A 20682-nucleotide genomic window follows, 5' to 3' on the forward strand; every position below is an offset into this window, starting at 1 on the left:
GCGGTGCCACGAAGGGCCGGGCGGTCTCACCCCCATGCGAGAGTAGCGGAACGCCGCCCGGGACATCGTCAGGCATTTCTTCCGAACCCCGGCCACTTGGTCGGGGTTCACTCGTTTGGGGGCCTCCCACTGGCTCTCGTCAGGCATTTATCCCGGAAACCCTCGTTGGCACAGGCCAGCGGGGGTTTTCTCGTTTATGGGGCTCTACCCTCATGCACGTCTAAGCAGTACAATTTACGTTAAGAACTCATTTTTTTCAGTCACATGCTTGATTGCATCGGACTGCCGCCAATCAGCGAAGTATATTGATGTCAGACACCCAAGTGGCTAAAGAAGCGGATCTACGCCGGACATTCGCCATCATCTCCCACCCCGACGCCGGCAAGACCACCATTACCGAGAAAATGCTGCTGTTTGGCAACGCGATTCAGCTCGCAGGTTCGGTCAAGAGCAAGCGTGATGAGCGTCATGCGACTTCTGACTGGATGAAGATGGAGCAGGAGCGTGGTATCTCGGTAACGACCTCGGTGATGCAGTTCCCGTATAATGGGCGGATTGTCAATCTGCTCGATACGCCTGGCCACGAAGACTTCTCCGAGGACACTTATCGTACGCTGACGGCCGTGGACTCGGCGCTGATGGTGATCGATGGCGCCAAGGGCGTCGAGGACCGCACCATCAAGCTGATGGATGTCTGTCGTTTGCGGACGACACCGATCCTGACCTTCATCAACAAGATGGATCGTGATATCCGTGATCCGGTCGAAGTCATGGATGAAGTCGAAACGGTACTCAACATTCAATGTGCGCCGATGACGTGGCCGGTGGGGATGGGCCGCCATTTTCGTGGTGTCTATCATCTCTACGACGATGTCATCCATCTTTACAAGCAGGGCCAGGGCAACCGGATCCCGGAAGATCTGCGTATCGAAGGGCTCGACAGCTCCGAGGTCGAGGAAACACTGGGGCAGGATGCTGCGGAGGAACTCCGTGCGGAAGTCGAACTGGTCCGTGGTGCGTCCCACACATTTGATCTTGACGCATATCGCCGTGGCGACCTCACTCCAGTGTACTTTGGCACGGCCATGGGGAATTTCGGGGTGCGCGAAATGCTCAATGGTTTCGTCGAATACGCGCCCTCGCCGTTAGCACGCGATACCGACAAGCGCACGGTGGAGGCAAGCGACGAACGTTTCACCGGTTTCGTCTTCAAGATACAGGCCAATATGGATCCCAAGCATCGTGACCGTGTTGCCTTCCTGCGAGTGTGCTCGGGCAAGTACGACAAGAATATGAAGATGCGTCATGTCCGCATTGGTAAAGACGTCAAGATTGCCGATGCACTGACTTTCATGGCCTCCGATCGCTCGCATGTCGAAGAGGCCTGGCCCGGCGACATCATTGGCTTGCACAACCATGGCACGATTCAAATCGGCGATACGTTCACCTTGAACGAGGATATGCGCTTCACGGGCATTCCGCACTTTGCCCCCGAATTGTTCAAACGCGTGCGGTTGCGTGATCCCCTCAAGATGAAGGCCCTGCAAAAGGGGCTGAAGCAGCTTTCGGAGGAAGGCGCGACGCAGGTATTCATGCCGATGGACAACAACGACTTGATCGTTGGTGCCGTCGGGTCGCTGCAGTTCGATGTCGTCGCGCATCGGCTGAAGCAGGAATACAAGGTCGATTGTCTGTATGAGCCGGTCAACGTGCAAACGGCGCGCTGGGTGTATTGCAACGATGCCAAGATGCTCGACGAGTTCAAGCGCAAGGCCAGCACTAACCTTGCCTGGGACGGTGGCGACTATCTCACCTACCTGGCACCGACGCGCGTCAACCTGCAGATGACACAGGAGCGTTGGCCGGATATTGAGTTCCGTGCTACGCGTGAGCACTAAGTCTCTTTAGCGTTTCGTCGTCGGCGCATTGCTACCGGATGCGTCGGCGAAAAAGGTACTCCATGTCCTCGACTCTGATCGATGCCCATTGCCACCTCGACTTCGACGTCTTCGATGAAGATCGCGACGCTGTTCTGGCGCGTGCGGCCACGGCTGGAGTGGGGCATTGTATCGTCCCCGGGACGACGCGTGAGCGTTGGCCGCAGGTGGCCGATCTTGGGCGCCGTCGGCAGATCAGTGTCTGCTTTGGGCTGCATCCTTACTTTCTTCAGGCACATGCACTGGAAGATACCGCGGCGCTTGAAGTCCAGCTCGATGCTCATCCGGAAGCCGTCGCTCTCGGCGAATGTGGCATCGATGCACGTCTCGAGGATCTAAATCGCCAATGGCAACTCTTCGATGCCCAATTGCGTATCGCGAAGCAGCGTCACTTGCCGGTAGTGATTCACTGTGTCCAGGCCAACGACCAGGTAGCAAAGCGATTGCGTCAGCTCGCGTTGCCTGCCGGCGGTTTGATACACGCGTTCTCTGGAAGTCCTGAACAGGCTCGAGGGTTCTTGGACCTAGGCTTCGTCTTGGGTTTTGGCGGAGCAGCGACCTATACGCGCGCCAAGCGTCTTCATCGTGCCATACGTTCGCTACCCGACGATGGTTATGTCCTCGAGACCGATAGTCCGGATATGCCGCTATCCGGTGCGCAGGGACAACGCAACGAGCCATCACGGGTTCATGCTGTCTGTGAAACCGTGGCCGAGCTCCGAAAACAATCCTATGCTGCGGTGGCAACGCAGAGTACGGCCACCGCGCGCCGCTTATTCGGATTGGCGTCACATCAATCCTGAAGAGACATGCTTTCGGGGTCGACGCGTTCGATCGCATAGGGAAGCGACAGGCGCTTGAGCGGAACGCCATCGATGTTGAGCTCGCGGGGTTCATCGCGCTGCGTGATGATGGCGAGTACTTCGGCTTTTCCATCAGCGTTCAGTGCAGCGCACACGACGTCGCCTTGAGACTTGCCGTTGGCGTCATGCACGGGTGTCCCCAGCGCTGGTAGCGTGTCGTTCTCCAACTGAGCACGCAGCAGACGTTTCTTGACCTGTCCACGGAAATGCGCCCGCGCGACCACTTCTTGCCCGGTGTAACACCCCTTGCGGAAACTGATACCGCCCAAGGCTTCCCAATTGATCATCTGGGGAAGATAACTGTCACGTTGCGCATCCCCCAGCCACGCGAGACCAGCCTGGATATCATGAAGACGCCATACTGCGTTGCCGACGGGCGTTGCGGTGCTTTCGCAAGCCTTCCAAGCAGACAGGGCTGCATCCTCCGGGGCAATGACCATGAACCTGGGGATCGGGCCTGGATGGTGCAGGATCACCGTTGCATGGCTCTGAGCCATCGCCCATGTGGCAGGGGCGGTCACATCGAGCTGAGCCTCGACCTGAGCAGCTGCGTCTTTGCCTAGTACACCGAATACTCGCACTTCCGGCCGCGTGATCTCGACCTTGTAAAAGGGGGCGTATTTCGCGAGGTGTGCGTGCAATGGGTCGGCCACACCGACATCCAACACGAGCCAATAGCGTGTCTCATCCACGCGCATCAATTGGCCGTTGGCCAGCACGCGCCCCTTGGGAGAACAAAACGCCGTCAAAGGCGCAAACTCACCGTCGGCAAGCGCCACCTGAGCGCTGGTTTGGCCTTGGAGAAAACGCTCGGCATCGGGACCGGCAATGTCCATGATCGAGTATTGCGGCAACGGCGCAATTGCCGTGGACGACAAGGGCACGCGAGCCTGGGACATCGCCTCGCCGAAGTGCCACTCATTCTCCGCTGCGTGCACTAGCCCTTGCGTTTCAAGATGCCTGGTCCAATCATTCATGGAATAACTCCGTATCGCGAACGCAACGGTCGCTCGACCGCATTCAAATGTCATACTCGAATATCAGGGCGGACAAGGGATTTTCCAACCATCGCAGCGTTGCCGTCGCGCCATGATAAACTCCCCACGGGAAATGAATGAACGGATGGAGAAGCCCCATGTCGCGTATAGCACTGACCTTCGAGCAAGTCGACAGCGCCGAGGATGTCAATCGCATCACCACGGCGCTGATGGAGACGGACGGCGTCGAGGAAGTTGAGGTCGGTCGCCATGGTGCCGAAGTGGAAGGGCGCGTGCGTCGCGAAGCATTGCTTCGAACCGTCCAAGCGCTAGGCTACAAGGCACACTGATTGCCACACGAGAGGGTAGCTATGACGATCACGGTCATGACACGGCGCGACGGCTCGCTTCGCCAGCAGGCCACGGTCAGCGACTTTGAGGCGCTCGCGGTGGATGCACCGCGAGAGGTGGGCGGAAGCGAAAGCGCCCCTGATCCGCACGACTATTTCGATCTGTCGCTCGGCGCATGCAAGGCCATGACGGCCCTGATGTACGCCCGGCGCAAGCAATGGCCCGTGGAGACCATTACTGCAACCGTTGAGCGCGACGCAAGCGATGAGGCGCGTGGCCATTATCGACTCATCGTGACGCTGGCGTTCCAGGGCATCGACGACCCTGAAACACTGAACCGACTGCTCGAGATTGCCGACCGCTGCCCAATACAGCGCCTGATGACCGTCAGCGACGTGGACATCACCACGCGTCAGGCCTGACCAGCGAGTGCGGTCAGAGGCTTGAACGGCGCTTACCTCGCCCTTATGTGAGATTCATGAGCAAACCCTTTCGCATTCAGTCGCAATTTCAGCCCGCTGGCGATCAGCCAACAGCCATTGAAGGCTTGATACATGGCTACAACGCCGGGCTTGCGCATCAAACCCTGCTCGGTGTCACCGGGTCGGGAAAAACATTCACCATGGCCAACGTGGTGGAACGCCTGCAGCGTCCAACCATCGTCATGGCCCCGAACAAGACGCTGGCTGCCCAGCTTTACGGCGAGTTCAAGAGTTTTTTCCCCGATAACGCCGTCGAGTATTTCGTTTCGTATTACGACTACTATCAGCCGGAAGCCTATGTCCCTTCGTCGGACACCTTCATCGAGAAGGATGCTGCGGTCAACGATCATATCGAGCAGATGCGTCTTTCGGCCACCAAGGCGCTCCTGGAGCGTCGTGACTCGCTGATCGTGGTATCCGTCTCGGCTATCTATGGCTTGGGTGACCCCGATCAATATCTGAAGATGCGCTTGCACTTCAACCGTGGCGAGTTAATCGATCAGCGTACTTTCCTGCGGCGTCTCGCCGAGCTGCAATATACCCGCAATGACATGGACTTCCGCCGTGGTACCTATCGTGTGCGGGGCGATGTCATCGATATCTTCCCGGCGGATGCCGAAGATGAAGCGGTGAGGGTGGAGCTGTTCGACGACGAAATCGAGACCATCAGCCTGTTCGATCCACTGACCGGCGAAGTGCGCGGCAAGGTGCCGCGGATGACGATCTATCCCAAAAGCCACTATGTGACACCGCGCGAGACGATTCTCGGTGCGGTGGACAACATCAAGGCCGAACTGGCCGAGCAGCTGGAGTGGTTGCGCAAGAACGACAAGCTCGTGGAAGCTCAGCGTCTTGAGCAGCGTACGCTTTATGATATTGAAATGATGCTCGAGCTGGGATACTGCAACGGCATCGAGAATTACTCGCGCTATCTCTCGGGCCGCGCGCCGGGTGAGCCGCCTCCGACTTTCTTCGATTACCTCCCGGATGACGCGCTTTTGTTCATCGATGAATCTCACGTCAGCGTTCCGCAGGTAGGCGGTATGTACAAGGGAGACCGTTCCCGCAAAGAAACGCTGGTCGAATACGGTTTCCGACTACCGTCGGCGTTGGACAATCGACCTATGAAGTTCGAGGAATGGGAGCGTGTCTGTCCGCAGGCAACTTTCGTTTCGGCGACGCCGGGTAAGTATGAGGCAGAACATGCCGGCCAGGTCGTCGAACAGGTCGTGCGTCCTACCGGCCTGGTCGATCCCGAAATCGAAGTGCGTCCGGCGGGGACGCAGGTAGACGATTTGCTCTCCGAGATTCGGTTGCGTACCGACGTGGGAGAGCGCGTGCTGGTCACGACGCTGACCAAGCGCATGGCCGAAGATCTCACCGAGTATTTCGACGAGCACGATATTCGGGTGCGCTATCTACATTCCGATATCGACACCGTTGAACGTATCGAAATCATTCGTGACTTGCGCCTGGGTAAATTCGATGTCCTCGTGGGCATCAACCTGCTGCGTGAGGGGCTCGATATCCCGGAAGTTTCGCTGGTAGCCATCCTCGATGCCGACAAGGAGGGCTTTCTGCGCGCTGAACGTTCTTTGATTCAGACCATCGGGCGTGCGGCACGCAATGCTCATGGCAAGGCCATTCTCTATGGAGATCGCGTCACGGACTCGATGCGGCGGGCGATGGATGAGACCGAACGCCGCCGTCACAAGCAGATAGCGTTCAACGAGGAACATGGCATCACCCCCAAGACGGTGACGAAGTCGGTCGCCGACATCATGGAAGGGGCACAAACGCCAGGTAAGAAAGTAGGCCATAAGCGTCCCGACAAGCGTGTTGCCGAGGCGCCTGGCGATTACAGCGCGGAGCAGCTCAATCAACTGGATGCATCTGGCCTCACACGGGAAATCAGCAAGCTGGAAGATGCCATGCACGAAGCCGCACAGAACCTCGACTTCGAGGAAGCGGCAAGGCGGCGTGATCAATTGCAATCCTTGAAGGCTCGACTACTGGAGTTAGGCTAATAGCAGATACAAGGGTTATACCGTTATCATTTTTAATGAAAATTCGGGAAAAAATAAGAAACCATGTGCGGTCATCTCCGGTGTCGGGAGTTGATCGCTCATTTTCGGTATAATCCTGCGCTCGTGTCTCTCGCGTTGCTTTCCTGACCGCACTTCGCGAGAGGGGACCCATCATAAGGAGCCTTTTCATGACCGTGATACGCCAAGGCGATGTGATCCAGAGCGTGGCCGATGCCTTGCAGTTCATTTCTTATTACCACCCTAAAGATTTCATCGATGCCATGCATGAGGCGTATCAGCGTGAGGAGAACCCCGCCGCTCGTGACGCTATCGCGCAGATCTTGATCAACTCACGCATGTGTGCGGAGGGGCATCGACCCATCTGTCAGGATACCGGCATCGTGACGGTCTTTGTCGACATCGGCATGAACGTTCAGTGGGAAGCCGACATGGGGTTGGACGACATGATCAACGAAGGCGTCCGGCAGGCATATCAGCTTCCCGATAATGTCTTGCGCGCCTCAGTATTGGCCGACCCCGACGGCAAGCGCACCAACACCCGCGACAATACGCCCGCCGTCATTCATCACAAGCTCGTGCCTGGCGATAATCTCGAGATCCATGTCGCGGCAAAAGGTGGGGGCAGCGAGGCTAAATCCAAGTTCGCCATGCTCAACCCTTCCGATGATGTCGCCGAGTGGGTCCTGGAACAGTTGCCCAAGATGGGCGCAGGGTGGTGCCCACCGGGCATGTTGGGAATCGGCATCGGTGGCACCGCCGAGAAGGCCATGGCATTGGCCAAGGAGGCCTTGCTCGACCCTATCGACATTCAGGATCTCAAGCGTCGTGGAGCCACCACTCGTGCCGAGGAACTGCGCCTCGCGCTCTTCGAGCAAGTCAATCGCACTGGCATCGGCGCGCAAGGGTTGGGGGGATTGACCACCGTGCTCGATATAAAGGTCAAGGATTATCCCACTCACGCGGCCAACAAGCCGGTGGCCATCATTCCCAATTGCGCGGCCACGCGGCACGTCCATTTCACGCTGGACGGTAGTGGCGCGGCATCGCTTCCCGTCCCCACGTTGGAGGACTGGCCAGAGATCACTCGCGAAACGGGCGATAACGTCAAGCGCATCAACCTGGATACGGTAACGGCCGAAGAAGCCGCCTCCTGGCAGCCGGGAGATACGCTACTTCTCAACGGAAAACTATTGACCGGTCGTGATGCTGCGCACAAGCGCATGGTCGATATGCTGTCGAAGGGCGAGTCCCTGCCGGTCGATCTGCGTGGGCGTTTCATTTATTACGTCGGGCCCGTCGATCCTGTCGGCGACGAAGTCGTGGGGCCGGCAGGCCCCACGACGGCCACGCGCATGGATAAGTTTACGCGAACCATGCTCGAGGAAACCGGGCTTCAGGGAATGGTCGGCAAAGCCGAACGCGGGCCGATGGCCATCGAAGCGATTCGTGACAACCGGGCCGTTTACCTGATGGCCGTGGGCGGTGCTGCGTATCTGGTGGCACAAGCGATCAAGAAATCCCGCGTCATCGCTTTCGAGGATCTCGGCATGGAAGCAATCTACGAATTCGATGTCGAGGACATGCCGGTGACCGTTGCCGTCGATAGTCGAGGCGAATCGGTTCATCAGATCGGACCGGCAAAATGGAAAGAGATTATCGCCGCGAGTGCATGATCATGCGATGATCGTCACCTCAGGCCCCGTTCATGCGGGGCCTGCGTTTTAACCAGCGAGTGTTTCGAAGGTTTCAGGGAGGAACCGACATGACATCCGGGCTGATCGGTATCCTGATCGTGACGATCCATGTGCTGGGCGCGTTGTCTTCCATCATGGCATTGATGTCGAGTCGTACTTCGCAAGGGGCCGTCGCCTGGATCGTGACCCTGCTGACCTTTCCCTATCTGGCGGTCCCTATCTACTGGATCTTCGGACGCCCGCGCTTCTACGGATATACCTCCGCTCGAGGCGAACGCGACACCGTACTACGCCAGGTGCTCTTGCGCTTCAGGCCTCGGCTCGAGCCGTTCTTCTCCCGTCCTTCGTTTGACACCACGCGCATTCAGGCCGTCGAGCGCCTGGCCATGATGCCCATGAGCACGGGCAATCGAGCCGAACTGCTTATCGATGGGGAAGACACCTTCCGGAGTCTGCTGGACGGCATCGATGCCGCCCGCGAATATATCCTCGTACAGTTCTTCATTTTCCGTGCCGATGAAATCGGCACCTTATTCAAGCAGCACTTGATGCGTCGAGCGGAGCAGGGCGTGCGGGTTTGCCTTCTCTACGACGAAATCGGGAGCCGTAGTTTACCGAATGATTACTTGCACGAGTTATCGAGCGCAGGCATCGAGGTCACGGCCTTCAACTCGTCACGCGGCTGGCGGCATCGTTTCCAGATCAACTTCCGCAACCATCGCAAGGTGCTGGTCGTCGACGGTCGCGAGGGGTGGACGGGGGGCTTCAACGTGGCCGATGAATACCTGGGACGCGTCGCGCGATATGGTCCATGGCGCGACACCCATATCAAGCTCACCGGCCCCAGCGTCATGGGGTTGCAGGAAGCTTTCTGGGAAGATTGGTACTGGGCCACCGAAGAGATCCTGCCACTGAACTGGGAGCCCTCGGTTACCTGTGACGAATGCCAGCATGTGGTGATCGTACCCTCGGGACCGGCCGACCGCTGCGAGACGGCAAGTTTGCTGATTCAACATGCCATACACGGTGCCCGTGAGCGGCTATGGGTGACCAGCCCCTATTTCGTCCCCGACCAGGGCGTGCAGGACGCGCTGAAACTCGCGGCGTTGCGCGGCGTCGACGTAAGAGTGATGATCCCCGAGCGTCCCGACCATCTGCTGGTCTTTCTCTCCGCCTTTTCCTTCTTGCCCGAGATGATCCGCCACGGCGTGCGTATTTTTCGCTATCAGCCTGGGTTTTTGCACCAAAAGGTCGTCTTGGTCGACGATGAAACGGCGCTGGTCGGCTCGGTCAATCTCGATAACCGCTCGTTTCGTCTTAATTTCGAGATTACTGCCTATGTGCCCGATACGGCGTTTGCCGGTCAGGTAGAGGGCATGTTGCGTCGGGATTTTGCGGCATGCCGTGAGGTGTCGCTGGATGAGCTCAACAATCGTCCCATCTGGCGCAAGCTCGTCTCCCGTGCTGCATATCTGCTAGCGCCGATACAATGACGCCCATGGCATGTAGAACGACGCCCACATGCTGGCGGTTGTCGAATATGTACAGTGTGACCATCAGGAGTGCCGGTGAATCTTGAAACCAAGTGGCTCGAAGATTTCGTTGCCCTCGCGAATACACGCAGCTTCTCTGCATCGGCCAGGCAACGGCACGTCACGCAGCCTGCTTTCAGCCGACGCATTCGCTCCCTGGAGCAAGCCGTGGGCGCCACCTTGGTCGATCGTTCCACGACCCCTATCGGGCTGACGCCGGAAGGGCAGTTGTTTCTGGTCACGGCACGCAGCATGGTCGAGCAGTTGAGTGAATGTCTTGCCCATTTGCGTGGTCTGTCGATGGCCAACGAAGCGCTCGATATCGTCGCCGCACACTCATTGGCGCTGACGTTTTTCCCACACTGGATTTCGCGCTTGCAAAAGGGGGTGGGTGAACTTCCCACGCGGCTGGTGGCAATGAACGTTGGGGACGCCATTCATGTGTTGCGCGAAGGCAACTGCGACCTGATGCTGGCGTATTATGATCCCTATGCCAGCATGCAGCTCGATGCCGAGGCGTTCCCTTCGTTTTCCATCGGGCAAGTGAACATGCTGCCGGTGTGCGTCCCCAATGCCGATGGTTCTCCCCGCTTTGCACTGGACAACGACGCGGGAGTGCCGTTTCTCGCCTATACCCAAGGCGCTTTTCTAGGTCGCAGCGTACGTATGCTGCTCAAGAACGATCCGCTGCGCATGCGCCTCAAGACCGTCTATGAGACGGCCATGGCGGAAGGTCTCAAGGGCATGGCCCTGCAAGGCGTCGGCATGGCCTGGATTCCCGACTTCTGCATACGCGAAGAGCTCGCTGCGGGACGCTTGGTTCGCGCGGGAGATCCGCAATGGGACATTCCACTCGAGATACGTCTTTATCGGTGTTCGCTGGTACATAAGCCCGGCGTCGAGAAGCTCTGGCGACAAATGATGAAACTGCCACGCGATTTCTTGCAGGCATGACATCCCCGATCATGCATCTGGGGTGGCCATCCCGGCCGGTAATCCGAGGAAATTCTGAATGATGAAGAAGTGATCTTCGAACAGTGCCTCGGGGTTGAGGTCGGCCAGCGCCACCCAATGAGCCTGCTCACCACTACGCGAAGGCTTGAGTTGGGGGAGTTGCTGTTCGGGCCGCAGAGCGAAATAGAAGGCTTGTGCCAGGGTACGCCCGCGCCAGCTGCGATGAGGCTCATCGAACAAGCGCTGGCCACGTAACGAGCCTTTGAGCACGGCCTCGGGGATCTTCAGACGTACCCGCTCGCGCAGCTCGCGCAAGCAGGCGTCCAGCAAGCGCTCCTGAGGTTGAATGAAGCCTCCCGGCAAGGCGAGCAGGCCCTTGCCGGGCGCCGCGCGACGCTCGACCAGCAGTACATGCCCGGATTGCACCACGACGGCATCGACGGTCACGAACACCGGTGGATAGGGCGCCTGTGCCCAGGCCTCACGATACTGTTCGAGCAAGTGTTGCTCTTCCCATAATTGCGCGCATTCAGGGGTTGCAAGGAAGCGGCGTAGTGCATCAGAGACCGGCGCCGGCAGTCCGCTGCTTTCCTCGCGTGCCAAGTACTCGTCTGCCACGGCGGGCTCCCCGAACAGTGCCTCGCGAATTCGGCTGGCCGAGACATCGCTGACCAATGACACACTGACCGATTCCCATTGGGGGAAAAGCGTTAGGTAGTAGCTCGATTGACCGCGACTGGCACCGATCAAGCCGATCCGAGGGAACCGGCCCTGCTGAGGAACGATGGCATCACGCACGTGACGCTGCACATCACGCACCCAGACATCATTGTTGTAGAGGGCATCCAGCAAGGGCGTGATATCGAGTCGTGCATTGTCGTCGTCATCGAAGCATGCGCGTAGCATGTCTCGACGTTCCTCGAAACGCCAGGGATTACGCAGCGACCGGGCTTGCCAGGCGGATCCCACCATGACGATCACTTGCCGTGCCTGCTGCAATGCCTCGTGTATGACCGCGAGATGCCCCGAATGCGGCGGCTGGAAACGCCCGATGAAGACCAGGCAGTCGAACTCATAGGGCTTGTCGAGAGACGAGGGAGGCGTAATGGCGTTGGACATGGAGGCTCCATCAGCAGGGCGGCGCCATTATGAGCAGCCGTACGAGGCTCTGCAATATACGCATTGGGTGGGGGATCTACGCTATCCTGAACGCCATCGACATAAAGCCGGCCATCATCATGCCTGACAAGGAGCGTCCGTGAGCAATTTTTCACCCCGTTATTGGTATCGAATCGTCGTCAACGCCGCAACCCTGTGGCTCGAGCATAATGCGTTCAGCTTCGCGGGCTCCTTGGCGTTTTACACACTGTTTTCATTGGCGCCGACGATCATCATCGCCGTTACCGTCATCGGCCTGGTGCTCGGGGAAGATGCCGCGCAGGGCCAGATCGTCGCACAATTGCAAGACACCATGGGGCAAGATGCCGCTATGGCCATCCAGCAAGCAGTGGCTCAGTCGCGCATAGAAAGTTCCGGCATCTTGCCGACCTTGCTCGGCGTCGGCGCGCTGGTGGTAGGGGCAACGACCGTCTTCGCACAGATGCAGTTCTCTCTCAATACCCTGTGGGGTGTGACGGCACGCCCCGATCGCAATAGCCTTTTACTGTTCATTAAGAAACGCCTGCTGTCGCTGACGGTGGTGCTGGCGGTGGGCTTCATCCTGATGGTCTCGCTGGTGCTGAGTGTCATGCTCCAGGCTTTTTTCCGCTATGCCAGCGACTGGCTGCCGGGTATCAATGCACTTCTCGGCGGTGCCGAATTCCTCGTCTCGTTGGCCGTGATCGCGCTGTTTTTTGCCGCCATCTTCAAGGTGTTACCGGATGTCGTGGTCAGTTGGCGAGATGTTATGGTCGGTGCGATCGTCACGGCGGTTCTATTTGCCATCGGGCGCTACGCCATCGCCGCTTATTTAGCCTATACCGCCACGGCGTCGACGTATGGCGCGGCAGGGTCGGTCGTGCTGGTGTTGCTGTGGGTGTACTACAGCTCACTGATTCTACTTTACGGCGCAGCCTTCACTCGAACCCATCTCGAGGCGCGTGGCAAGCGTATCGTGCCGCGTAATTCTGCGGTGTTGGTCAAGCGCGAATTCGTGGATTGATCCGGATATGGCTACCCGTACGGCACCCGCAAGCAAAGGAGAAGAGCATGCATGAACATTGCCTCAAGGCCTGGGTCACCGGCCGTGTGCAAGGCGTGGGATTCCGCGCGGCCACCCGTGACCAAGCGTTGACCGCTGGCGTAACCGGCTACGCCCGAAATCTCCCCGATGGCCGTGTCGAAGTGCTCCTGTGTGGTGAGTCGTCGGCGGTGGATCGTGTCGTACGCTGGCTATGGCAAGGGCCGCCAGCCTCGCGCGTCACCCACGTCGAATGCGAAGAGGCCGACGAGCTGCCGCCGGCCACCTTCGACCTCGGCTGAGACGAGCCGGCGCAAGGAGAGGGCACGGCTCTCAACGTGTCAGCGTCTCGACGATCCAGTCCACAACGGCGTCGCCGTCGGCGTTCATGCACACCTCGACGAGCGGTGTGCGCGACCAGCGTGAATCGATGAAAGCACGCGCCTGAGGCGCGAACAGTGTCTGGCCTTCGGCGTCGCCATCGGTGACGACATTCAAATGTCCTGGCACGCTCGTGAAGAGTTCCGGACGCATTAACCACGCCAAGGCACAGCTGTCATGCGGGCAGCATCCGTCGATATCCAGCGCGTTGCGATAAAACGCACGATAGAATGCATAACTGCCCGCCAGTACCTCCCCGAGTCTGCCTTGCGCGGCGGCGATTTTGTCCATGTGCGCAGGCCCCAGCACGCAGCGGTGCGTGGCATCCAGACCCACCAGCGTCAGCGGCCAATTCGCGGTCAATACCCGTGCGGCGGCATGCGGATCGTTGAAGATATTGGCCTCGGCAACGGGGGTGACATTGCCGCCCTCGCGAATCGAGCCGCCCATGACCACGACCTGCTTGACGCGCTCGACGATGCTCGGATCGAGCTGCAGTGCGGCCGCGAGGTTGCCCAGAGGGCCGACGGCGACCAGCGTGATCTCGCCAGGGCGTGCATTGACCTGGTCGACGATGAACTGGGCGGCGCAGACCGCTTCGGCGCGGCCCTGCACGTCGGGCAGCACATGGTTACCGAGTCCGTTGTCGCCATGGATGTGCGTCGGCGCCGGATGCTTTGGCTTGACCAGCGGAGCCGCAGCCCCTTGCGCGACGGGAATACGCTGGTCGGCTAACTCGGCCAGCAGCAAGGCGTTGGCGGTGGCGGTATCGATATCGACATTGCCGTAGGTCGTGGTCATCCCGAGCAACTCGATGTCGGGATGCGCCAGGGCAATGGCAATGGCTTGGGCGTCGTCGACGCCGGGGTCGGTATCGAAAATCAGTGGAACGGTCATGCGAATCCTTTTTCTGTAGGTGCTGTACAAGGGGCGGCAAGGGCTGAGAGGGGATGACGCAATGTCTTGTCCATCACTCAGGGAAAAAAGGCCGCGACGTCACTCGCCAGCGGAATACTGGGTGCGGCGCCGGCTCGTTGCACGCACAGCGCAGCAGCGGCGCTGGCTTCTTGCAGGCATGTCTCGATGCGCTCGTTGCGCTGGCGGGCCGCCATGAAGTAACCGATGAAGGTATCGCCGGCGGCGGTCGTGTCGACCGCGTCGACCGGCAGGGCGGGTAGTGCCAGACGTTGCTCGCCCCATTGATAGCAGACGCCATCGCGTCCCAGGGTCAGCACCAGCTCGACATCGGGCAGCCGCCGAGACAACACATCCAGCAGTGCCTCGGCCTCGGCATTTTCCTCGAGCCCCGCCAACGCCGCCGCCTCGCCACGATTGAGAAACAGCACCTGGCACAGCTCCAGCGGCAACGCATGCACATTGGCGCCGAGGGGCGCGGGATTGAACGCGATCTGCATGCCGTGGCGCGCGGCCAGCGTCATGACGGTCTCGAGCGCATTGCACTCGTTTTGCAACAGCAGCCAATCGTCAGGACTCACCGAGGTCATTAGCGCGTCGAGATGACGCTCGCTAAAGCCATGATTGGCCCCGGGGCTGAGAATGATGGCGTTCTCGGCATGATCGTCGACCTGAATGATGGCATGCCCACTGGCATCGGCAGTGAGTTCGATCAAGGACGTATTGACGCCCGCCTGAGCGAGGATTTCCAGAACCCAGCGGTCGTGCTGTGATACGCGTCCCCAATGCGTGACGTCACCGCCGGCACGGGCCATCGCCAAGGACTGGTTGGCACCTTTGCCACCGAGTACCTGAGTAAAGCTCTGGCTGGACAATGTCTCGCCGGGGCGCACCAGATGAGTCACGCGGTAGACGTAATCGATATTGATGGAACCGTAGTTATAAAGCATGCAAGCTCCCGGCTTTGAAACTCATATGTTAAGCGCGCGAGGCGAGCCATTGATGCAGGTTGTCACGCGTCAGGGCGACAACGTTGGCGCGGGCTTCCGGTGTGATCCATGCGCTGTGCGGTGTCACGATGAGGTTGAGTGACGCATTCATGGCCTCAATCAACGCGTGTCCCTGACGTGGCGGTTCCTCGGGCAGGCTATCGACACCGAGCCCACCGAGAGCACCGCCGCGAAGCGCGTCCAACGCTGCCTGTTCGTCGATGATACCGCCCCGCGCGCAATTGATCAGCAACGCACCGGGTTTGAAACGGCCCAGCATCTCGGCGTCGACGAGATGGCGCGTCTGGTCGGTTAGCGGGCAATGCAGACTCAGCACATCGAGCTCGCTTGCCAGGGACGCCAGGGACGGGCGCGAATCCTGCGCCTCGTTGCCGGGGCGCGCGGCAAAGGTGACGCGCATGCCGAAGGCCTCGGCCAAGCGAGACACCGCCTGGCCAAGCTCGCCATGCCCGACGATGACGAGATGCTTGCCAGCCAGTTGCAACGTGCGATGATCGAGCAGGCAGAATAATGCGCTATCGTTCCAGCGACCGGCGGCAACATCACGCATGTAAAGCGGCAAGCGATTGGCGAGGGAGAGCATCAACATCAGGGTATGCTGCGCCACACTCGCCGTGCCGTAGGCGGCCACGTTGCGCACCTCGATGCCTCGAGCTCGGGCCGTTTCCATATCGATATTGTTGGTGCCTGTCGCCAGCACGCAGATCAACTTCAGATCAGGCAGGGACGCGAGCAGTTCGCCGTCAAGCACCACCTTATTAGTGATCGCAATATCCGCGCCGACGAGACGCTCCTGGCGTTTGTCGACGGCGGTATGCGCATGGACCTCGAGCTGATCGACCGCTGCGCGCAATGGCGAGAGATCAATATCGTCACCGAGGCTGGCGGCATCGAGAATCACGGCTTTCATGTGACGTCCTTTATCTGTTGACGAAATGGGGCGGGACTGGCATCGCGACGACGAGGTACATGACTATCAAGTCCCGATACGCTTGCCCGCCGGGTGGCGCAACGCGCTATAATGACCGGCTTTCGGAAAAGGCTTGGAAAGTGCGATCTCCGGCCCTATATCCCTGCCACCGTGCGCGAATCGCGCGGGCGCTTCTTGATGACATGAATGGTGAGAACCATGCCCATCTACGAGTATGAGTGCAAGGCCTGCGGCCATCGCCTGGAAAAGCTGCAAAAAGTCAGTGCGGCAGCGTTGACCGATTGTCCACGCTGCGAGCGCGCGGAGTTATCGCGTCTAGTCTCCGCGGCGGGCTTTCGCCTGGCGGGCGGCGGATGGTATGAAACCGACTTCAAATCGGGGCAAAAACGCAATCTCGCGGGAGAAGGGGGGGCGCCGCCCTCCACGTCTACCGAGACCGGCGGCAAGACGCCCGCCTGACGTATGCGGCGCCGTTCGCGTGGCGCCGCATAGCCCCATGAAACACGCAACGAAACAGGATAAGACATGCGCAGTCACTATTGCGGTCAATTGAACGAAACCCAGGTGGATCAGGAAGTCGCACTCTGCGGCTGGGTACATCGGCGGCGCGACCACGGGGGAGTGATCTTCCTCGATTTGCGCGATCGCGATGGTATCGCCCAGGTCGTCGTCGACCCCGATACGCCCGAGGCGTTCGCCAATGCCGATCGGGCCCGCAACGAGTTTGTACTGCGCATTCGCGGACGCATTCGTCTGCGCCCCGAAGGAACCCAGAACCCCAACATGCCCACCGGCATGATCGAGGTGCTGGCATCAAACGTCGAAGTGCTCAACACGGCGGCCACGCCACCATTCCAGCTCGATGAGCATGGCAAGGTCGGCGAGGAGATTCGTCTCAAGCATCGCTACATCGATCTGCGTCGTCCGGAGATGATCGACAAGCTACGCTTGCGTTCGCGGATCACGCACAGCGTGCGCGCGCATCTCGAAGCCCAGGGTTTCCTGGATATCGAGACACCGATCCTGACACGCGCCACACCGGAAGGTGCCCGCGATTACCTGGTGCCGAGCCGTACGCATCCGGGCGAGTTCTTCGCCTTGCCGCAGTCACCGCAGCTATTCAAGCAGTTATTGATGGTGTCCGGGTTCGATCGTTATTACCAGATCGCCAAGTGCTTCCGTGACGAAGACCTGCGTGCCGATCGCCAGCCAGAATTCACCCAGATCGATCTGGAGGCCTCGTTCGTCGAGGAAAGCGACATCATGTCGTTGACCGAAGACATGATCCGTCAACTGTTCCAGGACGTGCTCGATGTCAATTTGCCGGCATTCCCCAAGATGCCGTACAGCGAAGCGATGAACCGTTACGGATCGGACAAGCCCGATCTGCGCATTCCGCTCGAGCTGGTCGATGTCAATGACCTGATGCGTGATGTCGACTTCAAGGTGTTCTCCGGTCCGGCCAAGGCCGATGACGGGCGCGTTGCAGCGCTCAAGGTCACTGGTGGCGCCAAGCTGTCGCGCAAGGAAATCGATGCCTACACCGATTTCGTCAACATCTACGGTGCCAAGGGATTGGCCTGGATCAAGGTCAACGAGCGTGCCAAAGGCATCGAGGGCCTGCAGTCGCCCATCGTCAAGTTCATGGAAGGCATCGTCGACGAGCTGCTCGATCGCGTGGGCGCCGAGGACGGCGATATCATCTTCTTCGGTGCCGACAAGGCCCGCATCGTCAATGAGGCGTTAGGGGCACTGCGCGTCAAGCTGGGCGAAGATCTCGATCTCTATACGCAGGCGTGGGCGCCGTTGTGGGTCGTCGATTTCCCCATGTTCGAAACCGACGACAACGGTCGCCTGGCCGCCTTGCACCATCCGTTCACCGCGCCGTCGTGCTCGCCGGAAGCCTTCAAGGCAGACCCCGCCAGTGCGCTGTCGCGGGCCTACGATATGGTCTTGAACGGCACCGAGCTGGGGGGCGGCTCCATCCGTATCCACGATCAGGCCATGCAACGCGCGGTCTTCGAGGTGCTGGGCATCGGCGAGGCAGAAGCCGATGAGAAGTTCGGCTTCCTGCTCGACGCCCTCAAGTTCGGCGCACCGCCCCACGGCGGGCTGGCCTTCGGTCTCGACCGTCTGGTCATGCTGATGAGCGGCGCCAAGACGATCCGCGAAGTGATCGCCTTCCCCAAGACGCAGAGTGCCGCTTGCCTGATGACCGACGCCCCGGGCGAGGTCAGCGCCGAACAGCTCAAGGAACTCAACATTCGCTTGCGTCAGAAGGCACAGCAAGGTGGCAACGGCGAGGCGTGACGTGCGCCGCTTGTCCCACGTTCTTATCGCTTTCCCGGCGTCGCCTCGGCGCCGGGTGTCCTGCAAACGCGAACGCCTGTTTTTTCAAGGAGTGACGTCGACATGGCAGGCCATAGTAAATGGGCGAACATCAAGCACCGCAAGGCCGCCCAGGATGCCAAACGCGGCAAGATTTTCAGCAAGCTCATTCGCGAGCTGACCGTTGCCTCCCGCCAGGGAGGTGGCGAAGTGGCGGATAACCCACGCCTGCGTGCCGCCATCGACAAGGCACTGGCCAATAACATGACCAAGGACACCATCCAGCGTGCCATCGAGCGCGGCGCCGGCAATACCGACGGCGACGAGATGGAGGAAACCGTCTACGAGGGGTACGGCCCCGAAGGCGTCGCCGTGATGGTCGAATGCATGACCGACAATCGCAATCGCACCGTGTCCGAAGTGCGTCACGCTTTCAACAAGAACGGCGGTAATTTGGGCACCTCCGGATCCGTCGCCTTCATGTTCCATAAGCAAGGGCGATTGACGCTGCCGGCGGGCACCTCGGAAGAAGCGGCCATGGAAGCGACGCTCGCTGCCGAGCCCGACGATATCGTTACCCTGGACGATGGCACGCTCGAGATCGTGACCTCCGTGGAAGGCTTTGGTGCGGTCAAGGACGCGCTAGTCGAGGCAGGCCTCGAGCCCACCGCGAGCGATGTCGGGTCCTATCCGGATACCTATTCCCCCATCGACGATGTCGAAACGGCGCGCAAGGTCCTCAAGTTGTTCGACATGCTCGAAGACCTCGACGACGTGCAGAACGTCTACTCCAACGCCGATTTTTCCGAGGCCGTCATGGCGGAGCTCGGGTGACGGACGGGGCAGGAGTGACGCGTCGATGATCCTGCTGGGGATCGATCCCGGGTCGCGCATCACCGGTTACGGTGTCGTCGATGTCGCCTCGGCGACGCCGCGTTACGTTGCCAGCGGCTGCATCCGTATCAAGAGTGACCAGCTCGCCCAGAAGCTCGCCCAGGTATATGCCGGGATCGGCGAGTTGATTGGTGTGCATCGTCCGCATGAAATCGCCATCGAACAGGTTTTCATGTCCAAGAATGCCGACTCCGCGCTCAAGCTGGGGCAGGCACGCGGCACCGCCATCGTCTGCGCCGCCAATCATGGCCTGGAGGTGTTCGAGTACGCGCCTACCCAGATCAAGCAGGCGGTGACCGGTACCGGCGCGGCGACCAAGAGCCAGGTTCAGCATATGATCACATCGATTCTGGGGCTCGACGGCACGCCACAGGCCGATGCCGCCGACGCACTGGCGATCGCTCTGACACATGCCTATGCGCGCCAAGGGCGCTCGCTGTCAGCCGCGCGCGGGCGCCGGCGCGGTGGTTCCCGTCAGCGTTGGCGGGATTTCCGGCCCGACTGAGGCGCGGCGTGTCGAGTGCTGGTCAGTCGCGAGGCGGATCAGTATAGTGTCAACCCAGTCAATCGAAGGACTCGATGTGCATGATTGGACGCTTGCGTGGCACCCTGCTGGAAAAGCAACCGCCGTGGATCGTCGTCGACGTCGGCGGCGTCGGCTATGAGCTGGAAACTTCCATGACCACCTTGCTGGCATTGCCGGCGGTGGGCGAAGAGGTTCAACTCCACACGCATATGGCGGTGCGCGAGGACGCGCATTTGCTGTATGGCTTCGCTCGCGGCGAGGAACGTCAATTGTTTCGTGCCCTGATCAAAGTCAATGGGGTAGGGCCCAAGCTCGCCTTGGCGATTCTCTCGGGCATGGATCAGGAGGCCTTCATTCGCTGCATCATGGAAGACGACAGCAAAGCGCTGACACGCCTACCCGGGGTCGGCAAGAAAACCGCCGATCGCCTGGTCGTGGAAATGCGTGACCGTTTCCCCCATTGGCAGCTCGAGCAGGAAAACGGACTCCATGCGCTCGAGCTGGGTGCCTCGCCCGCAGCCCCTGCGGCCGACCCCTTCGCCGATGCGGAATCGGCTCTCGTCGCCTTGGGCTACAAACCCACCGAAGCCGCGCGCATGCTGTCCGGGCTGGACGATGGCCTCTCCACGGAAGGCCTGATCAAAGCCGCCCTGACACGCAAGATGGCAGGCTAGGGACCG

The 20682-nt window shown here is 59.8% G+C and carries 20 protein-coding genes; 15 read left to right on the top strand and 5 right to left on the bottom strand.

Annotation, left to right across the window (positions count from 1 at the left end; genetic code table 11):
- Window positions 1–308: 308 nt before the first annotated feature.
- Together C8E00_RS06505 and C8E00_RS06510 are read left to right on the top strand one after the other, a co-directional pair.
- Window positions 309–1898: a peptide chain release factor 3 gene (locus tag C8E00_RS06505; protein WP_133695988.1), complete on the top strand. Its 1590-nt coding sequence runs from the start codon at window positions 309–311 to the stop codon at window positions 1896–1898.
- A gap of 62 nt (window positions 1899–1960) precedes the next feature.
- Entirely contained in the window at window positions 1961–2740 is a 780-nt protein-coding gene (locus tag C8E00_RS06510; protein WP_133695990.1) for a TatD family hydrolase, read from the top strand.
- Here C8E00_RS06510 and ygfZ read toward each other — a convergent pair.
- The gene (gene ygfZ / locus C8E00_RS06515) at window positions 2731–3777 is read right to left on the bottom strand and encodes a CAF17-like 4Fe-4S cluster assembly/insertion protein YgfZ (RefSeq protein WP_133695993.1); all 1047 of its coding nucleotides are present in this window, start codon (window positions 3775–3777) and stop codon (window positions 2731–2733) included. The genes C8E00_RS06510 and ygfZ overlap by 10 nt on opposite strands.
- Window positions 3778–3935: 158 nt before the next feature.
- Here ygfZ and C8E00_RS06520 point away from each other — a divergent pair, with 158 nt between their 5' ends.
- From C8E00_RS06520 to C8E00_RS06545, 6 genes are all read left to right on the top strand, one after another.
- Window positions 3936–4127, top strand: coding sequence for a hypothetical protein (locus tag C8E00_RS06520; protein WP_133695995.1), 192 nt, complete (start codon window positions 3936–3938; stop codon window positions 4125–4127).
- A gap of 21 nt (window positions 4128–4148) precedes the next feature.
- A complete protein-coding gene (locus tag C8E00_RS06525) occupies window positions 4149–4550 on the top strand; it encodes an OsmC family protein (protein WP_133695998.1) in 402 nt (133 codons plus the stop codon).
- 56 nt (window positions 4551–4606) lie between these two features.
- Window positions 4607–6637 (top strand): excinuclease ABC subunit UvrB, encoded by a 2031-nt coding sequence (gene uvrB, locus C8E00_RS06530; RefSeq protein WP_133696000.1) that lies wholly within the window; start codon window positions 4607–4609, stop codon window positions 6635–6637.
- 188 nt (window positions 6638–6825) lie between these two features.
- Complete coding sequence (locus tag C8E00_RS06535; RefSeq protein ID WP_133696003.1) at window positions 6826–8331, top strand: fumarate hydratase; 1506 nt, start codon at window positions 6826–6828, stop codon at window positions 8329–8331.
- A gap of 89 nt (window positions 8332–8420) precedes the next feature.
- A complete protein-coding gene (gene cls / locus C8E00_RS06540) occupies window positions 8421–9845 on the top strand; it encodes a cardiolipin synthase (RefSeq protein ID WP_133696005.1) in 1425 nt (474 codons plus the stop codon).
- A gap of 75 nt (window positions 9846–9920) precedes the next feature.
- A complete protein-coding gene (locus C8E00_RS06545) occupies window positions 9921–10838 on the top strand; it encodes a LysR substrate-binding domain-containing protein (RefSeq protein WP_133696007.1) in 918 nt (305 codons plus the stop codon).
- Window positions 10839–10847: 9 nt separating this feature from the next.
- On the opposite strand, the gene C8E00_RS06550 is transcribed toward C8E00_RS06545, so the two are convergent.
- Entirely contained in the window at window positions 10848–11957 is a 1110-nt protein-coding gene (locus tag C8E00_RS06550) for a bifunctional nicotinamide-nucleotide adenylyltransferase/Nudix hydroxylase (RefSeq protein WP_133696009.1), read from the bottom strand.
- Window positions 11958–12096: 139 nt separating this feature from the next.
- Here C8E00_RS06550 and C8E00_RS06555 point away from each other — a divergent pair, with 139 nt between their 5' ends.
- Window positions 12097–12999: a YihY/virulence factor BrkB family protein gene (locus tag C8E00_RS06555; protein WP_166638271.1), complete on the top strand. Its 903-nt coding sequence runs from the start codon at window positions 12097–12099 to the stop codon at window positions 12997–12999.
- Between the two features lie 47 nt (window positions 13000–13046).
- Window positions 13047–13319, top strand: coding sequence for an acylphosphatase (gene yccX / locus C8E00_RS06560; protein WP_133696010.1), 273 nt, complete (start codon window positions 13047–13049; stop codon window positions 13317–13319).
- A gap of 31 nt (window positions 13320–13350) precedes the next feature.
- Here the strand turns inward: yccX and C8E00_RS06565 are convergent, their stop codons facing one another.
- The 3 genes from C8E00_RS06565 to C8E00_RS06575 form a co-directional block, all read right to left on the bottom strand.
- Window positions 13351–14295: a nucleoside hydrolase gene (locus C8E00_RS06565; protein ID WP_133696013.1), complete on the bottom strand. Its 945-nt coding sequence runs from the start codon at window positions 14293–14295 to the stop codon at window positions 13351–13353.
- 77 nt (window positions 14296–14372) lie between these two features.
- Window positions 14373–15263 (bottom strand): ribokinase, encoded by an 891-nt coding sequence (locus C8E00_RS06570; RefSeq protein ID WP_133696016.1) that lies wholly within the window; start codon window positions 15261–15263, stop codon window positions 14373–14375.
- A 28-nt stretch (window positions 15264–15291) separates the two neighbouring features.
- Entirely contained in the window at window positions 15292–16233 is a 942-nt protein-coding gene (locus C8E00_RS06575; RefSeq protein ID WP_133696019.1) for an NAD(P)-dependent oxidoreductase, read from the bottom strand.
- A gap of 219 nt (window positions 16234–16452) precedes the next feature.
- Between C8E00_RS06575 and C8E00_RS06580 the strand changes: the two genes are divergently transcribed.
- The 5 genes from C8E00_RS06580 (at window position 16453) to ruvA (ending at window position 20676) form a co-directional block, all read left to right on the top strand.
- Window positions 16453–16713, top strand: coding sequence for an FmdB family zinc ribbon protein (locus C8E00_RS06580; RefSeq protein ID WP_133696022.1), 261 nt, complete (start codon window positions 16453–16455; stop codon window positions 16711–16713).
- 66 nt (window positions 16714–16779) lie between these two features.
- Window positions 16780–18564 (top strand): aspartate--tRNA ligase, encoded by a 1785-nt coding sequence (gene aspS / locus C8E00_RS06585; RefSeq protein WP_133696025.1) that lies wholly within the window; start codon window positions 16780–16782, stop codon window positions 18562–18564.
- A gap of 102 nt (window positions 18565–18666) precedes the next feature.
- On the top strand, window positions 18667–19416 hold the full coding sequence (locus C8E00_RS06590) for a YebC/PmpR family DNA-binding transcriptional regulator (protein ID WP_133696026.1): 750 nt from the start codon (window positions 18667–18669) through the stop codon (window positions 19414–19416).
- 25 nt (window positions 19417–19441) lie between these two features.
- A complete protein-coding gene (gene ruvC, locus C8E00_RS06595) occupies window positions 19442–19981 on the top strand; it encodes a crossover junction endodeoxyribonuclease RuvC (RefSeq protein ID WP_133696028.1) in 540 nt (179 codons plus the stop codon).
- Between the two features lie 80 nt (window positions 19982–20061).
- The gene (ruvA, locus tag C8E00_RS06600; protein WP_133696030.1) at window positions 20062–20676 is read left to right on the top strand and encodes a Holliday junction branch migration protein RuvA; all 615 of its coding nucleotides are present in this window, start codon (window positions 20062–20064) and stop codon (window positions 20674–20676) included.
- Window positions 20677–20682 lie beyond the last annotated feature (6 nt).

Source organism: Chromohalobacter marismortui (assembly GCF_004364315.1).
In the GTDB taxonomy this organism is placed as follows: Bacteria; Pseudomonadota; Gammaproteobacteria; order Pseudomonadales; family Halomonadaceae; genus Chromohalobacter; species Chromohalobacter marismortui.

Coding starts and splice junctions, on each gene's coding strand:
- C8E00_RS06505 (WP_133695988.1), top strand. CDS start 309: ATGTCAGACACCCAAGTGGCTAAAGAAGCGGATCTACGCCGGACATTC.
- C8E00_RS06510 (WP_133695990.1), top strand. CDS start 1,961: ATGTCCTCGACTCTGATCGATGCCCATTGCCACCTCGACTTCGACGTC.
- ygfZ (WP_133695993.1), bottom strand. CDS start 3,777: ATGAATGATTGGACCAGGCATCTTGAAACGCAAGGGCTAGTGCACGCA.
- C8E00_RS06520 (WP_133695995.1), top strand. CDS start 3,936: ATGTCGCGTATAGCACTGACCTTCGAGCAAGTCGACAGCGCCGAGGAT.
- C8E00_RS06525 (WP_133695998.1), top strand. CDS start 4,149: ATGACGATCACGGTCATGACACGGCGCGACGGCTCGCTTCGCCAGCAG.
- uvrB (WP_133696000.1), top strand. CDS start 4,607: ATGAGCAAACCCTTTCGCATTCAGTCGCAATTTCAGCCCGCTGGCGAT.
- C8E00_RS06535 (WP_133696003.1), top strand. CDS start 6,826: ATGACCGTGATACGCCAAGGCGATGTGATCCAGAGCGTGGCCGATGCC.
- cls (WP_133696005.1), top strand. CDS start 8,421: ATGACATCCGGGCTGATCGGTATCCTGATCGTGACGATCCATGTGCTG.
- C8E00_RS06550 (WP_133696009.1), bottom strand. CDS start 11,957: ATGTCCAACGCCATTACGCCTCCCTCGTCTCTCGACAAGCCCTATGAG.
- yccX (WP_133696010.1), top strand. CDS start 13,047: ATGCATGAACATTGCCTCAAGGCCTGGGTCACCGGCCGTGTGCAAGGC.
- C8E00_RS06565 (WP_133696013.1), bottom strand. CDS start 14,295: ATGACCGTTCCACTGATTTTCGATACCGACCCCGGCGTCGACGACGCC.
- C8E00_RS06570 (WP_133696016.1), bottom strand. CDS start 15,263: ATGCTTTATAACTACGGTTCCATCAATATCGATTACGTCTACCGCGTG.
- C8E00_RS06575 (WP_133696019.1), bottom strand. CDS start 16,233: ATGAAAGCCGTGATTCTCGATGCCGCCAGCCTCGGTGACGATATTGAT.
- C8E00_RS06580 (WP_133696022.1), top strand. CDS start 16,453: ATGCCCATCTACGAGTATGAGTGCAAGGCCTGCGGCCATCGCCTGGAA.
- aspS (WP_133696025.1), top strand. CDS start 16,780: ATGCGCAGTCACTATTGCGGTCAATTGAACGAAACCCAGGTGGATCAG.
- C8E00_RS06590 (WP_133696026.1), top strand. CDS start 18,667: ATGGCAGGCCATAGTAAATGGGCGAACATCAAGCACCGCAAGGCCGCC.
- ruvC (WP_133696028.1), top strand. CDS start 19,442: ATGATCCTGCTGGGGATCGATCCCGGGTCGCGCATCACCGGTTACGGT.
- ruvA (WP_133696030.1), top strand. CDS start 20,062: ATGATTGGACGCTTGCGTGGCACCCTGCTGGAAAAGCAACCGCCGTGG.